This window comes from Arenibacterium sp. CAU 1754 (assembly GCF_054482635.1).
In genome coordinates this window covers 831,121-845,669 of sequence record NZ_JBTLRG010000001.1, presented here as the reverse complement: position 1 = coordinate 845,669, position 14,549 = coordinate 831,121, and the positions used below count along the sequence as shown (strand labels likewise).

Here is a 14,549-nt window from a genome sequence, read left to right as displayed (position 1 = left end):
TTTCGCAAGATTGTAGAAAGCAGTCAATCTGACAGCAGTACATTCGCAATTGTCGTTTTGGAATAACGTCTTGACTGTCAAAGGTTCGGCCGCCGGGATTGGTCAATTTCTCCCTGATCACCCTGTCGCAGCGTCAACCGGGGCCAAAACGGCGGTGTGACATTTTGTTTCGCGACCTTTGGAGGGTGTCGGGGGCAGCGCCGCCGGAATACCGCAGTTCACGCCGGTCCCTGTACCGGGGGATCGGTTTGGGGGGCTTGGCACCGCTTCACTTGCAGGTTAGCTTTCGCCGCAAGCGCCCGGAGAATGGGGCGCATAAAGGGAGAGATTTTCAATGAACAAGTTGCTGACCGGCGCTGTCGCCGCCGCCATTGGTATGAGCTTTACTGCCGAAGCCATGGCCGTTGAGTGGAACGTATCAGTATGGGGCAAGCGCCGTGCCTTTACCGAACATGTCGAGAAACTGGCCGAACTGGTCAGCGAGAAAACCGGCGGCGAATTCACGATGAACGTCAGCTATGGCGGCCTGTCCAAGAACCGCGAGAACCTTGATGGCATCTCGATCGGCGCCTTTGAAATGGCCCAGTTCTGCGCCGGCTATCACCGCGACAAGAACCCGACGATCACCGTGCTGGAACTGCCGTTCATCGGTGTGAACACCCTGGCCGAGGAAGTGGCGGTCAGCCACGCGGTCTATGCGCATCCGGCGGTTCAAAAGGATCTGGCGCGCTGGAATGCCAAGCTGCTGATGACCTCGCCGATGCCGCAGTACAATATCGTCGGCAAGGGCGAACCCCGCGATGAGCTGAGCGAATTCAAAGGAATGCGCGTGCGCGCCACCGGTGGCATCGGTAATGCCTTCGAGGCGGTTGGCGCCGTTCCCACATCCGTGACAGCCACCGAAGCGTTCCAGGCGATGGATTCCGGCGTTGTTGACACGGTCGCCTTCGCGCAGCATGCGCACCTGTCCTATGGTACGATCAACGAGGCCGACTGGTGGACCGCTAACCTGAACCCCGGCACCGTGAACTGCCCGGTTGTTGTCAACATCGATGCCTATAACGCTCTCAGCGACGCACACCGCGAAGCGCTGGACAGCTCGGTGAGTGAATCAATCGACCACTACCTGGCCAACTATGCCGAATTGCTGAAGCGCTGGGATGCGATCCTGGAAGAAAAAGGCGTGCAAAAGGTCGAATTCTCGGATGAGACCCTGGCGCAATTCCGCAGTGTTGCGGCTGACCCGATCCGGGAAAAGTGGGTTGCGGACATGGAAGCGCAGGGCCTGCCCGGTCAGGAGCTCTATGATCTGGTGATCAAGACACTGAACGAGACCCGCGGCATCAACTAAGGCCGCAGTCATGGGCCGTACCTGACCGTCAGGTGCGGCCCGTTTCAATAGATTTCAGGGAGTAGCCCCATGGCCGGATCCTCCGCCGTGTTGGAAGACGGCAGTCTCGTCAGTCGTCTGGATCGGGCGCTGCTGCGCGTCGAGCGGTTATTGGCGCTGGCCAGTGGACTTGCCGTTTTTGGCCTGATGGTTCTGGCCGTTGTTCACGTGGGGGGGCGCTATTTCTTTAACGCGCCGCTTGCAGGATATATCGACCTGATCGAACAGGCGATGCCCCTGATTGCCTTTATGGGCATTTCCTTTACTCAGCGCGACGGCGGACACATCCGCATGGACATCCTGATCGGTCGTCTGCGGGGGCGTCTGCTCTGGGCGGCTGAGTTCCTGTCGGTGCTTCTGATCCTGATCCTGATGCTGGCCCTGGTCTGGGGCACATGGGAACACGCTGTGCGTGCGATCAACTGGAACGCGCCATACTGGAGCGGCGACAGCTCGATCGATATCAACCTGCCGCTTTGGCCGGCCAAGATGCTTGCGCCACTGGCCTTCAGCATTCTCAGCCTGCGGTTGGTGTTGCAGCTTTGGGGGTTCGGGCGGGCCTTCGTCTTTGGGCTTGAGGCCCCCGCCGCGGTGCCGATGATTCAGGATGTCGCCAGTCAGGCCGCAGCCGAAGCCGAACAGCTGAGCGAGCGGGGATAAACCATGGAACCGATAGAACTGGGTATCTGGGTCTCGGCTGGCATGCTGGCGATGGTCGTGCTGGGGATGCGCGTGGGGTTTGCCGCGGGGTTGGCGGGACTGATCGGGCTGATCCTGATTTTCTGGTCCAAGCGCGATTTCGGATGGGACCATCTGGGATGGGCCATGACCGTCGGCATCAAACAGGCCGGACAAATCCCGCATTCCAAGGTGCAAAGCGACGTTCTTTCGCTGATCCCGATCTTTATCCTGATCGGCTACCTCGCCTATTACGCCGGCCTGACACGGGCCCTGTTCGAGGCCGCCAAGCGCTGGATCGCCTGGGTACCCGGGGGGCTGGCTGTCTCGACCGTTTTTGCAACGGCGGGGTTTGCTGCCGTGTCTGGCGCCTCGGTCGCGACTTCGGCGGTTTTTGCCCGTATCGCCATCCCCGAGATGTTGAAGATCGGTTATAACAAACAATTCGCCGCAGGGGTGGTGGCCGCAGGTGGCACACTGGCCTCGCTGATCCCGCCATCGGCCATCCTGGTCATCTACGCGATCATCGTCGAACAGAATGTCGGCATGCTGTTGCTGGCCGGGTTCTTGCCCGGTGTGTTTTCCGCGGTGGTCTATGGTGCGCTGATCGTCGGCATTGCCATGGTCTTCAAGAATGTGGGCCCGCCTGTGCGTGGCTTTACCTGGGGCCAGCGGTTCGCGTCCCTGCCTGCGGCGCTGCCCATCGTTCTGGTTGTCGTGATCATCATCTTCTTTGTCTACAACCCCTTTGGCGAAGCACTGGGCACGCCCACCGAAGGCGGCGCCATCGGGGCATTCATCGTGTTTTGCATGGCCATTTTCCGCGGCATGCGCTGGCCCGAGCTGAAGGCGGCGCTTATGGAAACCGCCAAACTGTCGGTGATGATTTTTACCATCATCTGGGGTGTTCTGATCTATGTGCGGTTTCTCGGTTTTGCCGAACTTCCGGCCGCGTTTTCCGACTGGATCACCGGGTTGGATATGTCGCCAATGATGATCCTGATCTGTATCCTGCTGGCCTATGCGGTGCTGGGCATGTTCATGGATGCCATCGGCATGCTTCTGTTGACCTTGCCGGTGGTCTACCCGGCTGTCATGGCGCTCAATGGCGGCGAATTCGTGTCCGCCGCGGACAGCACGTTCGGCATGAGCGGTCCAATGTGTGCGATCTGGTTCGGTATTCTGGTGGTGAAAATGGCCGAGTTCTGCCTGATCACGCCGCCCATCGGGCTGAATTGTTTTGTGGTGGCCGGGGTCCGCGATGACCTGACCGTTCAGGACGTGTTCCGAGGAGTGACGCCGTTCTTCGTGGCCGATGGGGTCACGATTGCCTTGCTTGTCGCCTTCCCGGGAATTGTCCTTTACCTGCCGCAACTGGCCGGATAGCCACATTTTGTGCGTCGAATGGCACAATGAAATATTAAGCCGCGCCTTCTTATGGTGCGGTGCTCCGTGTTTGTGTATCTAGGCAGGCAATCGGTGAACTGTGAAAGTCTGGAGACTCGTATGGTAACGACCTCGCTTCAATTCGCACCCTCCGCAGGGGTCCGGATTTTGAAAGCCGCGCTTGCGGCCTTTGCTGCGGTTTTCTTTCTGGCGGCCTGTGCGGTGACATGGGCAGTGGATTACGGGGCGCCTCTGGACCCGGCAGTGACACGCACGTTACGGGTTTCGTCGGTTCGCGTTTCGGTGCCGGACACCCTTACGGTATCCAACCAGAACTCGTTTACGCCTGACGCCGACATTGTCTGGCACGGTGATCCGCCGGGCGACCGACGTGCGCAGGTCCGGGCCATTGTCGATACCGCCGCCAAACGTGCGGTGGCCCCCTTGCGGGGTGGGCGGAACGCGGTGCTCAATATCGTCGTGACTGAATTTCACGGGGTCACCCCAAAGACGCGCGCGCGCGCACCCGGTGCGGTGCACAACATCAGTTTCATCGCGCAACTGGTTGATGCACGCACCGGCACCGAACTGACGCCGGCCACGCCCATGCGCGCCGATCTGTCCGCTTTGGTCGGGAGTTCGGCGATTGCTGCGGCGGAACAGGGGATTACGCAGAAATCCCGCGTGACCCAGCATCTCGAAGCGGTGCTCAAAGGTTGGCTGGGCATCGGTCCGGACATTCGCGGAACTTTCCGCAACTACGGCCGCTGATCAAGAAACGCGACGCTGCACCTTAGTGCAGCGTCGGACCGACTGGCGAAAACCGGGGGCCGACAGTGTGCTCATGGGGCAGGGCCTCGAGCGTCATTCTCTGCAAGGCCAGCCCGACTGCCTCGGCCAGGGCGACAAGGCTTGACGCCACATCGGCCCGAACCAGCAAGGTCGCAATCAACATCGCGTCCTTTCGATCGCCCTGAGCCGCAGCCGAGATGAATTGCGCCAGACAGGCCTCATCCGCACCCAGACATTTACACACCACATCGTGACGCAGGAACGGACGCCGCCCGTGCCGTGCGCACAGGCCGCATAATTGTTCAAAAGATCTGAGCGCGCGGCGTCCGGTCTTCGGTCCAAGCAGACGGGCGAAATCGTTCCACATCCGGGATTGCCCGGCGGCGCCATCGTGCCAGAGGCGCAGGTAAAGAACGACGCTGGCCTCGACCGCGTCAAGATCGGAAATATACCCGACCGGCGCGCCGCCCCGGTGTGTCTGCGGCGCGGTCATTTGGTCAGAATCAGCTTGCCCGCGCGGGTGATGCGCAGGGTATAAAGTTGATCGGCCAGCTGAATATGAGCCAAGGTGCCGCCGTTGGTCAGCTGATCGGCCTGGTGCACAGGCGGTGCCGAAACCCGTGACAGATCACGCGCGGAAACGGCAGGCGGGGAGACGTGGGACGTCTGCATGGGGGTGCTCCTGATAATGGGATCGGGCTTGCCCGGATGCAGACCGGGGTGGCTGGACTGGCTTAATGTTGATTATTTTAGTCGGGTTTGTCAACGGGGAGCAGAAAATCGTTTCTTCGCTAACTGGCTGAAGGACAAATAGGTGTTTTCTTTCCGGTGAATCCCGTGGGGCGGTCAGCTCCCGCTGACCTCTTCGTCATCGTCGCTGCCGGGCAGGCTGGGATACGGCGGTCTGCGCAGGTGGAAATCAGCGATCACGGCCCGCAGGATCGCCAGGAGGGTTACCACGTCGGTTTCCAGTTCGATCGCAGGGGTGACATCGGTACCGGACACATCGTGTAGGCCTCGATCATCCAGATGCAGCGTCCGTTCGACCGATCCATCGACCAGGAAACGCACATACCATTCCTCACGCCCGGACAGGCGCAATAGATCGGGATGAAAGAATTTTGGAAGCAGATCGTCGATCAGCAGGTCCAGCTTGTCCGGCGTTGGCAGGTCGTTGAAATTGACCCGCTCATCGATGTCGTGATCAAAGGCGATGGCGATTTTCAGTTCGGGGCGAAAGCAGATGACCAACTTATCGGCATCCGGATCCGCATTCAGCGTCGCGCGTTCGGTGGCAATGGCCTGCTGAAGCGAAATGGATTTTCGGTTGTATGCTGACGACTGGTCAATGAATTGCATGACGGGCTCGAATTCTGAAAAGGAACATTAAAAAGTTGCACGCGGTATAACCGCATCAATAGGACATAATACACAATTAATGCCTTGAAGGGTGCACCGGACCATGATGATTCGTAAAGGTTGTTGTGTTTCAGCCCGATAGCCGCAAGGTTCAGGTCCGTGTCCGTCAACTGGTCAATGTGATTGTTTTTACCGGCATTGGACATGCGCCGGGAGGTACACCTTTCGATTGGCGCCGCGATGAAGTCAGGTCGTTAGGCCTTTCGCCATTCGACCTCACTTTCGGTGTCAGGCAACGTTGATCTGACACGGTTTTGGGGCCAGGGCGTCCATTCAGACATTCCGGAAGGTCCCCAATGCAGCGTTGGGTTTTCGGCGAAATATCGGTGCCCGCTGCAGAGCGGGCCGGGGGCCTTCCCGCGAAATGACACAAGCCCCGGACATCCTTGCAGGCCTGATTGGTGATAATATCGCCGTGTCGCAAGCGCCCCGCCTGCATGTTCTGGCCGGGGCGCAGAACGGCCGCGTCGTGCAATATGACCGGCTGATCCCGAAAGAACAGGGGCAGGCCTTTGATGCGCTCTTTGCCTCGCTCGCCGCAAAGGGGTATCGCGGGACGAATTTCACTTTTCCCTATAAGGAGGTCGCCGCCCAAAAGGTTCGGATCGACGATCCGCTGGTACGTGCGATCGGGGCGGTAAATACGGTTGTGTTCCAGCCGGACGGCCCGCGCGGTTAAAACACCGATTACAGCGGGTTCATCGCCGCCTATCGCCGTGTTCGCGGGCAGTCGCCGCCCGGTGCGGTTCTGATGATCGGCACCTGCGGGGTCGGGCGTGCTGTGGCCTTTGGACTGGTCGCACTGGGCGTCAGTGATCTGCGTCTTGTGGACCGGGACTGCGCCAAAGCCGAAGCGCTGACCATCGTCTCCGGGTGGGAGCTGTTCTTTTATCAGGGTGTCCACGCCTAGAAACTGTTTGCCGATCTGCCGCTGGAAGAAACACGCCTGCGCCGCGACCTGCAGTCATGACGGAGAATAGGTATGAAAACCTCGATCGCCACAGTCGCGATCTCGGGCAACCTGCGGGAAAAACTTGAGGCGATCGCCGCCGCCGGTTTCGATGGGATCGAGATTTTCGAACAGATTTCATCGCCGATGACGGCAGCCCCCGAGATGCGGGCAACCTGATCCGCGATCACGGGTTGGAAATTACCCTGTTCCAGCCGTTTCGCGATTTTGAAGGTCTGCCCGAACCGCTGCGCGCCAAGCCGTTCGACCGGGCCGAACGCAAGTTCGACCTGATGCAGGAACTGGGCGCGGAGCTGGTCCTGTTCAGTTCCAGCGCGCACCCCAAAGCCCTCGGCGGGATCGACCGCGCGGCGGCGGATTTTCATGAACTGCGCGAGCGTGCCGCCGAACGCGACCTGCAGTTGCGACATCGGGCTTCAGGTGGCTTCGGTGTCTGATACGGTAGAGCGCGCAGTCGCACTGGGGGCTGAACCCTTTCATCAGCCCATCGGGCCGGGCGAACTGGACATTCCGGCCATACGCGGGCTGGGCGGCAGCCTGATGTATTTTCTCGACGACACCCTGTCGGAGGTCTGGACCACTGAATTCCGCCCGACCGGCGAACAGGCCACAGGGGCAGGGGCGAGCCATGTGGATCACATCGCCCAGACGACCACATTTGACGAAATGCTCAGCTGGTCGCTGTTCTACACATCGATCTTCGACATGAAAAAATCACCCATGGTCGATGTGATCGACCCCGATGGGCTGGTGCGCTCACAGGCGCTGTCATCGCGTGACGGGGCATTGCGCATCACGCTGAACGGGGCCGAAACGCACCGCACACTGGCGGGCGGTTTTTTAGCCGATACGTTTGGGGCGGCGGTGCAGCATATCGCGCTGGCCTGTGATGACATCTTTGCCACGGCAGACAACCTGTCAGAACGCGGGTTTGAACCGCTCGGCACGCCCAGAAACTATTGCGCGGATCTGGCCGCGCGGTTCACGCTGGGGGGTGACCTTCTGGCGCGGATGCAGGCCAGCAACATATTGTATGACGAAGATGAAAACGGTGCGTTTTGTCAGATCTATTCGAAACCAGCACCCGACGGGTTCTTTTTCGAAATCCTGCACCGCCGTGACGGGTATCAGGGCTATGGCGGGGCCAACGCGCACTTCCGCATTGCCGCGCAAAAAAAATCATATGCGGGTTAAGGGCATGCCCCAGACCTGAGCGGCGATCCGATTGTCACAGCTGAGTGCGCGACTGATATTTCGCAAGCGGTTCGGTCAGCAGGTAATAATCCTCGTCTACTGAAAACACGACACCATCCGGCAACTCCTGCCAGTTCTCGTCCGTGATCGGTTCCGACGCGATCTCGACCGCGCGATACTCCTGATCGTGTTCATGGTGTACATGCTTCTTGCCGCAGATCGGACACACATCCACGGTTTCGCGCACCAGTTGCCACAGCGTCCGACCCATCCGTGATCCGACAAGGTCCTTGCCGTCGGTCATGATGATGTTCAGACCGATCTTTGCCGACGGGTCGACCTCGTTCGACCAGTTGACGATATGGTCCAACCCGATGCCCGCCACCTCGCGCATGGGCATTGTCGGATTGGCCATATGTATCGTCAGCAGGAAATAGAAAATATGCTCGCTGTCGGTCGTCCCCTTGATGTCATTTTGCAAAAGCGGGTCGATATGCGGCATCATCCTGTCCCGCACCTCGGCAAAATTTGGCACTGTGCCGTTATGGGCGAATATCCAGCGTCCGTGGTGAAAGGGGTGGGTGTTTTCCGGTGATGTGCCCCCGACGGTTGCGCGGCGCACATGGGCAACCACCGTATGGGCATAGACCCGCGCCGCCGCCTTGGCGAAATGTTCGCCGTGAAACGCGGCCCAGGTCTGTTTCTCGACCATCGGTGCGCCGTTCTTGTAATCGGCAACGCCCCATCCATGACCGTGAACAAGGTTTTCGGCGTCACCCTGACTTTGTTGCATCAGGGCGTTTTGCGATTTGACAAGGCTGCACTCAACGCGGGTGGGCTCGTTGGCGCGCATGGCGTAAAGGCGGCACACGGGTCAGCTCCTTTATTCCGGGTGTCCCGTACATATCGGCCCCCAACGCGGAGTTCTTTGACTTCCGTCAATCCTGTGTGCCGCCTGGCGTGCTATGGCTGACGCCGGATCGAAAGGGGCGTAATTCATGTGTGCCACGGACAACCGTTCCCCACCACTAGCGCAGGGGATGCCGGCCTGTTGGGCCGGACCGGCCATCGGCCCGGTCGCGGTTGCGCCTGAAATGCACAGCCGGATCCTCCGACTGGCGGATGAAATTGCCCGGTCCGATCCGCGCATCGGGGACGTTTCCGGTTTTGGCGATCGGGTCCACATCGGGCATGGCAATGCCGCATCGATCCTGATCGGGGATACCGCCGAAATCCCCCTTTTGATGACTGTCGGTCGAGGCCAACTGGATTATCGCCTGGGGTGGCTGGCCCGCGATGGTGATCTGGTGCTGGTTGGCGGGTCCCAGGTTCCCGAATTCGAGGCCTATCAGAAACTGACACTGGGCGCGCCGCACATCCGCTATCACCAAGTCCGAACCGAGCGGGATGGGCAGCGCAATCCGGTGGCACAGCTGTGCCTGCGGGACAGCGATGTTTACGCAGAACTGCTGGCCTTTGTGCGCGCCACTAACGGTGCCACGCTGGCTGCGCATTACACGACCGGGACCATCTGGGCGCTTGCCGCACGTCTGAGCGCCGAAAGCGGTCATTCTGTCCATGTGGCGGGCCCGCCGCCGGTTCTGTCCCGCAGGGTGAACAACAAGCTGTGGTTTGGCGCGGTTGCCGCCCGTCTGCTGGGCAAAGAGGCCGTGCCGCCCAAACGCACGGCACAGTCGACCTCGGCCCTGACCGGGCATGTCAGGGACATGTCGCGCAAATGGGACCGTATCGTCGTGAAGGTCCCCGACAGCGCGGGATCGGCGGGCAACGTGGTTCTGGAAAGTGCCGACTTACGGTCCATGACGGCGCGCGACATCCACGCGTTTCTGCGTCAGGAACTTTCCGTTCTGGGATGGCCACCCCCGTTCCCAGTCGCGATCGAGGTCTGGGATTTCAATGCCCTGACAAGCCCTTCGGTTCAGACGTGGATTCCGCCGGCAGGCCAAACACCGGTAATCGAGGGGGTATACGAACAGGTTCTGGAAGGCGACCAGCATGCCTTTGCCGGCGCGGTCGAGGCCGATTTGCCAGACCATTTGCGCGCCGAGTTGATCTTGGACGGGGTGCGGTTGGCCCTGCTGTTTCAGGCGCTTGGGTATTACGGACGGTGCAGTTTTGATGCCATCGCCTATGGCGAAAGCCTGGATCGGGCGCGGCTGCACTGGATCGAATGCAACGGGCGCTGGGGCGGGGTGTCGGTTCCGATGACCCTGATCAACCTTTTGTCCGGTGGGCGCACCCGACCGCCGCATGTCATCGTGCAGCGCAACGATCTGGCTTTCGCACCCCGCAGGTTCGACGAGGTATTGGGAGAGTTCGCCGATGTCCGTCCGTCATCGGATCTGAGCACGGGGACCGTGTTTCTGACCCCCTACAGTCTGTCGACGGGAACGGGTTGTCATCACCTCACATTCGGAGCGTCGCGAGAGGACGCGATGGACCGATCCCGCGCGATCATGACGCGTCTTTTGGGCTGATCGCCCGGCGGATCAGGTCAGTCATCCCTCACCATGGGTCGTTTCGTACCCCGCGATCACGTCAAGCAGTTCGCGGGTGATCGTTTCCTGCCGGGTATGGCGATATTGCGAGGTCAGCGCATCGCGGCGCTCTTCAATATTCTTTTCGGCGCTTTTCATGGCGGCCAGCCGGGAGGCATGTTCGCTGGCCAGAGAATCCGCAAGCGCGCGGTAGAGAACCACGAACAGATGCTGTTCGATCAGCCAGGAAAACAGCGCGTCCCGGTCCATGCGATACATCGGCAGGCTGCGCGATATCCATGGCCTGCGGGCGAGATCGTCAAGATAGGCGTCAGACACCGGAAACAGCGTGCGCACCCTTGGAAGGGCCATCCCCTCGGGGCCCCGGCGGTTGAATGCAATAGAAACCGAGCTGACCGTGCCTTGGGTAAACCACGCTTCGCTGGCCTGCGTCATCGTCCTGACCGTTTCCGACAGGCCCGTCACCGATCCGGGAAGGTCGAAGAAGTGGTCGATCACATGCCCGGCGGCCTCAAGCCGGGTGGCGGCGCGAAGGCCGGAGACGGCCAGAAAAGGGTTGTCCCCATTGGCGGCCATCTGCGCAAGCGTTTCTATGGCCTGTCCGGTGATCCTGTCGTTGAACCGCCCGCACAGACCCCGGTCCGAGCCGATCACGATCAGCGCTGGCCGCCCCTTGGCGGCCGGGCGTGGAAACTGGGGCCGGGTGCTGCCCCGCAACAGGATCTGCAAGCCCAGCGCGATGGTGTTTTCGTATTCGCTCACCGCCTCGCGGGCGCGTTCGTAGCTGTGAATGCTGGCCGCCGAAAGCGCCTTCATCGTGCGGACGATGGCGCGGACCTCGTCTGTTGTTGCGCGTTTGGCGGAAATGGATTCCAGGCTTTCCATCCGCTAACGCACCCCGTTTTCCGTTCGCAGATCCTCAAGCGCGGCGGTCATCGTGGCGATCAGGTCAGCCCGGTCCGTTTCAAGCAGCGGATTGCCGTTGGCAAGGCTTTGCCGGATCGCCCCACAGGCAGCGCGCACCGCTTTGAGGGCGGTTATTTCGGCCTCGGCCATCTGATTCACCGGCACATCGTCCAGCACACCGGTCGTGGCCGCCAGTAGGAATGCGATCTGGTCGGGCGCATCCAGATGATCGAATTCCTTCTGTTTCAGCGCCTCGCGGACACGGCGGCCGCGGACCAGTTTGCTGCGCGTTGCGCTGTCGATCTGGGCGCCGAACCGGGCAAAGGTCTCAAGCTCTTCGAACTGCGCATAGAAAAGCCGCAGATCGCCCGCCACGGCGCGATAGGCTGGCAATTGCGTCTTGCCGCCCACGCGCGACACCGACTGACCGATATCGATGGCCGGCAACTGCCCGTTGTCGAACAGTTTCGGCGAAACATAAATCTGCCCGTCGGTGATCGAAATGAGGTTGGTCGGGATATAGTCCGAGATGTTCTGGGCCTGCGTTTCGATAATGGGAAAGGCCGTAAGGGATCCGCCGCCTTGTTCGCCCCGAAGCCGGGTCGCGCGTTCCAGAAGGCGGGCATGGATATGAAAGATATCGCCGGGATAGGCTTCGCGCCCCGGGGGGCGGCGCAGCAAAAGCGACAGTTCCCGATAGGCGCGCGCATGGCTGGTCAGATCGTCATAGACGATCAACGCGTCGCGCCCCTGGTGCATGAAGTGTTCGGCCATGGTCGTCGCCGCATAGGGGGCGATGAATTGCAGGCCCGGCGCCTCCTGACCACTGGCGACAACGACAATCGTACGCTCAAGCGCTCCATGCTCGCGCAGCGTCTTGATCACACGGGCAACAGCCGAGGCGCGTTGACCGATGGCGCAATAGATGGAAACGACCCCGGTGTCGCGCTGATTGAGGATGGCGTTCAGCGCGATGGCGGTCTTGCCGGTCTGCCGGTCCCCCAGGATCAGTTCCCGCTGACCGCGCCCGACCGGGATGGCGGCATCGATCGCCTTGATCCCGGTCTGCAAAGGTATCTCGACGGGGGCACGGTGCATGATCGGCGGGGCAGGACGTTCCACCGGAAGATGGTCCTCGGGGTAGAGCGCGCCCTGGCGGTCCTGCGGTCTCCCCAAGGCATCGACAACCCGCCCCAGCAACCCGTCGCCGACGGGAACCTCGGCAACGCGCCCGGTGCGCCGGACGCGGTCGCCCGGGAATATCCCGTCGGTGCTGCCCAGAACGATGACGCCGGTCTGTTTCTCGCCGATGCTGGAGGCAAGACCGAGCCCGCCATTGGCAAAGACGACCAGTTCGTCGGCGCAGAGCCTGCCAAACCCGCGAATGCGGGCAACCCCATTGGTCACGTCGACCACTTGCGCAATCTCTTCGATCTCCAGCGCCGGTTGCGCGTCATCGAGGATCCGGTCGAAACGATCAAACAGAACGCTGCGCGATATGTCGTCAAAGGCCGTCACCGCCGGGCCTCGGCCAGTTCGGCTTCGATTGCTTCGCTCACTGCGGTTTCAAGGTGTTTCAGATGGCGCGCGGCGGACCATTCGATGGTCAGATCCCCAAGCGTCAGCCGGATACCCAAAAGAAGGGAGGTATCGATGCCATAATCGACATCAAGCCCATCGGCCACATGTTTGTGGATGGCGCGGGTCACCCGGGACCGGCTTTCGGGCGGCAGGTCCAGACCGCTTTCGACCACGGCATGGTCCTTGAGGTCGGCCGCCTCGCCGGACAGGCGGTCGCGTTCGTCTTTGTCCAGAGCGGCCAACCGGTCGATAAACACGTTCGCGAGCTGATGGGTGATGCTGGTATCGGCGAAATCCGCAAGAACGCGGCGCACCACATCGAACACCTGCTGATAGAGCCGGTCCCTGATGTCGTGCATGACATCCGCGCGGTCCTCCTTCAGCTGGGCCAGCCAGGTCAGCCGTCGCTGGCCGATCTCTTCCCGGATTTCGGCCTGGAGTTTGGCGCGCAGCGCATCGGCCTCCTTGCGCGCCAGACGGATTTCGGCGTCTTGGGATTCGGCCAGTGCCTGCCGGGCCTGGCGGAGCGTTTCGGCTTCCTGCTCGGCCTCTTCGCGCCCTTTCAGGGCCGCGGCCATCCGGTTTTGGATTCGCTCTTCGCGGCGCGCCATCGCATCGGTGATAGGCGCATAAAGAAAACGCTGTAACAGCCAGATCAAGATCAGGAAATTGACGATCTGCGCCGCGATTGTAAGCCAATCCAGTTGCACCGCGTCAGCCTCCTGCGACGTCCGCCGCAAGCCCGGCAAAGGGATTTGCGAAAATCAGGATCATCGCCACCACGAAACAGTAGATGGCGGTCGATTCGATCATGGCGAGGCTCACAAACAGCGTGCGGGTGATCGTATTGGCGGCATCCGGTTGTTGTGCCAGCGCCAAAAGCGCCTGCGAGGCAGCGCGCCCTTCGGCAAAGGCCGGTCCGATCGATCCGATCGAGATGGTCAGCCCGGCGGTCACGATCGACACAACGGCAATCCATGTTTGCGCATCCATGTTCAATCTCCTTTCTGGTTGGGGTTTTCGGGGGGCGGGGGGGCGGTGTCGCGCACCTGTGCACGCGACGCCGAGGCGATGTAGACCATCGCGAGAACGGCAAAGATATAGGCCTGAATAAGTCCGGTCAGCAGGCCCAGAAGCTGCAACATGATCGGAAAGAAGAACGGCGCGACACTCAGCAGGATCCCGGCGATGACCGTCCCGCTCATGACATTGCCATAAAGGCGCACGGCCAGGGCGATGGTGCGGGAAATCTCGGCGATGATATTGAACGGCAGCATGAGCGGGCTGGGCCGCAGATAGGTGCCCAGATAGCGGCGCACGCCTTGGCGAGCGATGGAAAACAGCGGCACAGCGATCAGCACGCAAATGGCCAGCGCGGCGGTGGTCGACAGCGACCCGGTTGGCGGCCGGAAACCGGGGATCAGCCCCATGATATTGGCGGTGGCGATGAACAGGAACAGCGTGCCGATGAAGGGCAGGTAGCGATCCGGTTCTTCGGTTCCCACCTCCGAGATCTGATCGCGGATGCCGGTGACGATAACTTCAAGCATCACCTGCCAGCGCGATACGGTTTCGTTGTCCGACAGGCGGGATGTGATGGCCCAGGACACGATCACCAGTACGGCCATCACGACCCAGGTAAAGGCGATTGTCGCGTTGAGCTGCCAGCCCTGCCATGTCAGTACGATCCAGTTGTCCGGGTTGATATCCATCG

General features: G+C 60.9%; 16 protein-coding genes and 1 pseudogene. 8 read left to right on the top strand and 9 right to left on the bottom strand.

Going from position 1 to position 14,549, the window contains the following annotated elements; translation table 11 throughout:
* Nucleotides 1–334 precede the first annotated feature (334 nt).
* The 4 genes from ACXYMO_RS04125 to ACXYMO_RS04110 all read left to right on the top strand — a co-directional run bounded on the left by ACXYMO_RS04125 (nt 335) and on the right by ACXYMO_RS04110 (nt 4,225).
* On the top strand, nt 335–1,351 hold the full coding sequence (locus ACXYMO_RS04125; protein ID WP_458877387.1) for a C4-dicarboxylate TRAP transporter substrate-binding protein: 1,017 nt from the start codon (nt 335–337) through the stop codon (nt 1,349–1,351).
* Between the two features lie 69 nt (nt 1,352–1,420).
* Nucleotides 1,421–2,050, top strand: a complete 630-nt coding sequence (locus ACXYMO_RS04120; RefSeq protein ID WP_458877386.1) for a TRAP transporter small permease subunit — start codon at nt 1,421–1,423, stop codon at nt 2,048–2,050.
* A 3-nt stretch (nt 2,051–2,053) separates the two neighbouring features.
* Nucleotides 2,054–3,454, top strand: a complete 1,401-nt coding sequence (locus tag ACXYMO_RS04115; RefSeq protein ID WP_458877385.1) for a TRAP transporter large permease — start codon at nt 2,054–2,056, stop codon at nt 3,452–3,454.
* A 120-nt stretch (nt 3,455–3,574) separates the two neighbouring features.
* Nucleotides 3,575–4,225, top strand: a complete 651-nt coding sequence (locus tag ACXYMO_RS04110; RefSeq protein WP_458877384.1) for a DUF6778 family protein — start codon at nt 3,575–3,577, stop codon at nt 4,223–4,225.
* A gap of 22 nt (nt 4,226–4,247) precedes the next feature.
* On the opposite strand, the gene ACXYMO_RS04105 is transcribed toward ACXYMO_RS04110, so the two are convergent.
* From ACXYMO_RS04105 to ACXYMO_RS04095, 3 genes are all read right to left on the bottom strand, one after another.
* Nucleotides 4,248–4,739 (bottom strand): hypothetical protein, encoded by a 492-nt coding sequence (locus ACXYMO_RS04105; protein ID WP_458877383.1) that lies wholly within the window; start codon nt 4,737–4,739, stop codon nt 4,248–4,250.
* Entirely contained in the window at nt 4,736–4,918 is a 183-nt protein-coding gene (gene hemP / locus ACXYMO_RS04100; protein WP_458877382.1) for a hemin uptake protein HemP, read from the bottom strand. The genes ACXYMO_RS04105 and hemP overlap by 4 nt, the downstream gene beginning before the upstream one ends.
* Nucleotides 4,919–5,092: 174 nt before the next feature.
* The gene (locus tag ACXYMO_RS04095; RefSeq protein WP_458877381.1) at nt 5,093–5,605 is read right to left on the bottom strand and encodes a hypothetical protein; all 513 of its coding nucleotides are present in this window, start codon (nt 5,603–5,605) and stop codon (nt 5,093–5,095) included.
* A gap of 424 nt (nt 5,606–6,029) precedes the next feature.
* Between ACXYMO_RS04095 and ACXYMO_RS04090 the strand changes: the two genes are divergently transcribed.
* From ACXYMO_RS04090 to ACXYMO_RS04080, 3 genes and pseudogenes are all read left to right on the top strand, one after another.
* Nucleotides 6,030–6,344 carry a hypothetical protein gene (locus ACXYMO_RS04090; RefSeq protein WP_458877380.1) on the top strand — a complete coding sequence of 105 codons (315 nt, stop codon included), beginning with the start codon at nt 6,030–6,032 and terminating at the stop codon, nt 6,342–6,344.
* Between the two features lie 72 nt (nt 6,345–6,416).
* Nucleotides 6,417–6,575, top strand: a complete 159-nt coding sequence (locus ACXYMO_RS04085) for a hypothetical protein (RefSeq protein ID WP_458877379.1) — start codon at nt 6,417–6,419, stop codon at nt 6,573–6,575.
* Nucleotides 6,576–6,647: 72 nt separating this feature from the next.
* Nucleotides 6,648–7,848: pseudogene (locus ACXYMO_RS04080) on the top strand (bifunctional sugar phosphate isomerase/epimerase/4-hydroxyphenylpyruvate dioxygenase family protein).
* A gap of 15 nt (nt 7,849–7,863) precedes the next feature.
* Here the strand turns inward: ACXYMO_RS04080 and ACXYMO_RS04075 are convergent.
* On the bottom strand, nt 7,864–8,700 hold the full coding sequence (locus ACXYMO_RS04075; RefSeq protein WP_458877378.1) for a class II glutamine amidotransferase: 837 nt from the start codon (nt 8,698–8,700) through the stop codon (nt 7,864–7,866).
* Nucleotides 8,701–8,827: 127 nt separating this feature from the next.
* Here ACXYMO_RS04075 and ACXYMO_RS04070 point away from each other — a divergent pair, with 127 nt between their 5' ends.
* Nucleotides 8,828–10,327, top strand: a complete 1,500-nt coding sequence (locus ACXYMO_RS04070) for a preATP grasp domain-containing protein (RefSeq protein WP_458877377.1) — start codon at nt 8,828–8,830, stop codon at nt 10,325–10,327.
* Between the two features lie 21 nt (nt 10,328–10,348).
* On the opposite strand, the gene ACXYMO_RS04065 is transcribed toward ACXYMO_RS04070, so the two are convergent.
* The 5 genes from ACXYMO_RS04065 to ACXYMO_RS04045 are packed head-to-tail and all read right to left on the bottom strand — an operon-like array spanning nt 10,349 to nt 14,547.
* Entirely contained in the window at nt 10,349–11,233 is an 885-nt protein-coding gene (locus ACXYMO_RS04065) for a F0F1 ATP synthase subunit gamma (RefSeq protein ID WP_458877376.1), read from the bottom strand.
* 3 nt (nt 11,234–11,236) lie between these two features.
* The gene (locus tag ACXYMO_RS04060; protein ID WP_458877375.1) at nt 11,237–12,772 is read right to left on the bottom strand and encodes a F0F1 ATP synthase subunit alpha; all 1,536 of its coding nucleotides are present in this window, start codon (nt 12,770–12,772) and stop codon (nt 11,237–11,239) included.
* The gene (locus ACXYMO_RS04055; RefSeq protein WP_458877374.1) at nt 12,769–13,545 is read right to left on the bottom strand and encodes a F0F1 ATP synthase subunit B family protein; all 777 of its coding nucleotides are present in this window, start codon (nt 13,543–13,545) and stop codon (nt 12,769–12,771) included. The genes ACXYMO_RS04060 and ACXYMO_RS04055 overlap by 4 nt, the downstream gene beginning before the upstream one ends.
* 4 nt (nt 13,546–13,549) lie before the next feature.
* A complete protein-coding gene (locus ACXYMO_RS04050) occupies nt 13,550–13,828 on the bottom strand; it encodes a F0F1 ATP synthase subunit C (RefSeq protein WP_458877373.1) in 279 nt (92 codons plus the stop codon).
* Nucleotides 13,829–13,830: 2 nt separating this feature from the next.
* On the bottom strand, nt 13,831–14,547 hold the full coding sequence (locus ACXYMO_RS04045) for a F0F1 ATP synthase subunit A (RefSeq protein WP_458877372.1): 717 nt from the start codon (nt 14,545–14,547) through the stop codon (nt 13,831–13,833).
* Nucleotides 14,548–14,549 lie beyond the last annotated feature (2 nt).

Excerpts from the sequence above, each read along its gene's own strand:
- ACXYMO_RS04125 (WP_458877387.1), top strand. The coding sequence starts at position 335 with ATGAACAAGTTGCTGACCGGCGCTGTCGCCGCCGCCATTGGTATGAGC.
- ACXYMO_RS04120 (WP_458877386.1), top strand. The coding sequence starts at position 1,421 with ATGGCCGGATCCTCCGCCGTGTTGGAAGACGGCAGTCTCGTCAGTCGT.
- ACXYMO_RS04115 (WP_458877385.1), top strand. The coding sequence starts at position 2,054 with ATGGAACCGATAGAACTGGGTATCTGGGTCTCGGCTGGCATGCTGGCG.
- ACXYMO_RS04110 (WP_458877384.1), top strand. The coding sequence starts at position 3,575 with ATGGTAACGACCTCGCTTCAATTCGCACCCTCCGCAGGGGTCCGGATT.
- ACXYMO_RS04105 (WP_458877383.1), bottom strand. The coding sequence starts at position 4,739 with ATGACCGCGCCGCAGACACACCGGGGCGGCGCGCCGGTCGGGTATATT.
- hemP (WP_458877382.1), bottom strand. The coding sequence starts at position 4,918 with ATGCAGACGTCCCACGTCTCCCCGCCTGCCGTTTCCGCGCGTGATCTG.
- ACXYMO_RS04095 (WP_458877381.1), bottom strand. The coding sequence starts at position 5,605 with ATGCAATTCATTGACCAGTCGTCAGCATACAACCGAAAATCCATTTCG.
- ACXYMO_RS04090 (WP_458877380.1), top strand. The coding sequence starts at position 6,030 with ATGACACAAGCCCCGGACATCCTTGCAGGCCTGATTGGTGATAATATC.
- ACXYMO_RS04085 (WP_458877379.1), top strand. The coding sequence starts at position 6,417 with ATGATCGGCACCTGCGGGGTCGGGCGTGCTGTGGCCTTTGGACTGGTC.
- ACXYMO_RS04070 (WP_458877377.1), top strand. The coding sequence starts at position 8,828 with ATGTGTGCCACGGACAACCGTTCCCCACCACTAGCGCAGGGGATGCCG.
- ACXYMO_RS04065 (WP_458877376.1), bottom strand. The coding sequence starts at position 11,233 with ATGGAAAGCCTGGAATCCATTTCCGCCAAACGCGCAACAACAGACGAG.
- ACXYMO_RS04050 (WP_458877373.1), bottom strand. The coding sequence starts at position 13,828 with ATGGATGCGCAAACATGGATTGCCGTTGTGTCGATCGTGACCGCCGGG.
- ACXYMO_RS04045 (WP_458877372.1), bottom strand. The coding sequence starts at position 14,547 with ATGGATATCAACCCGGACAACTGGATCGTACTGACATGGCAGGGCTGG.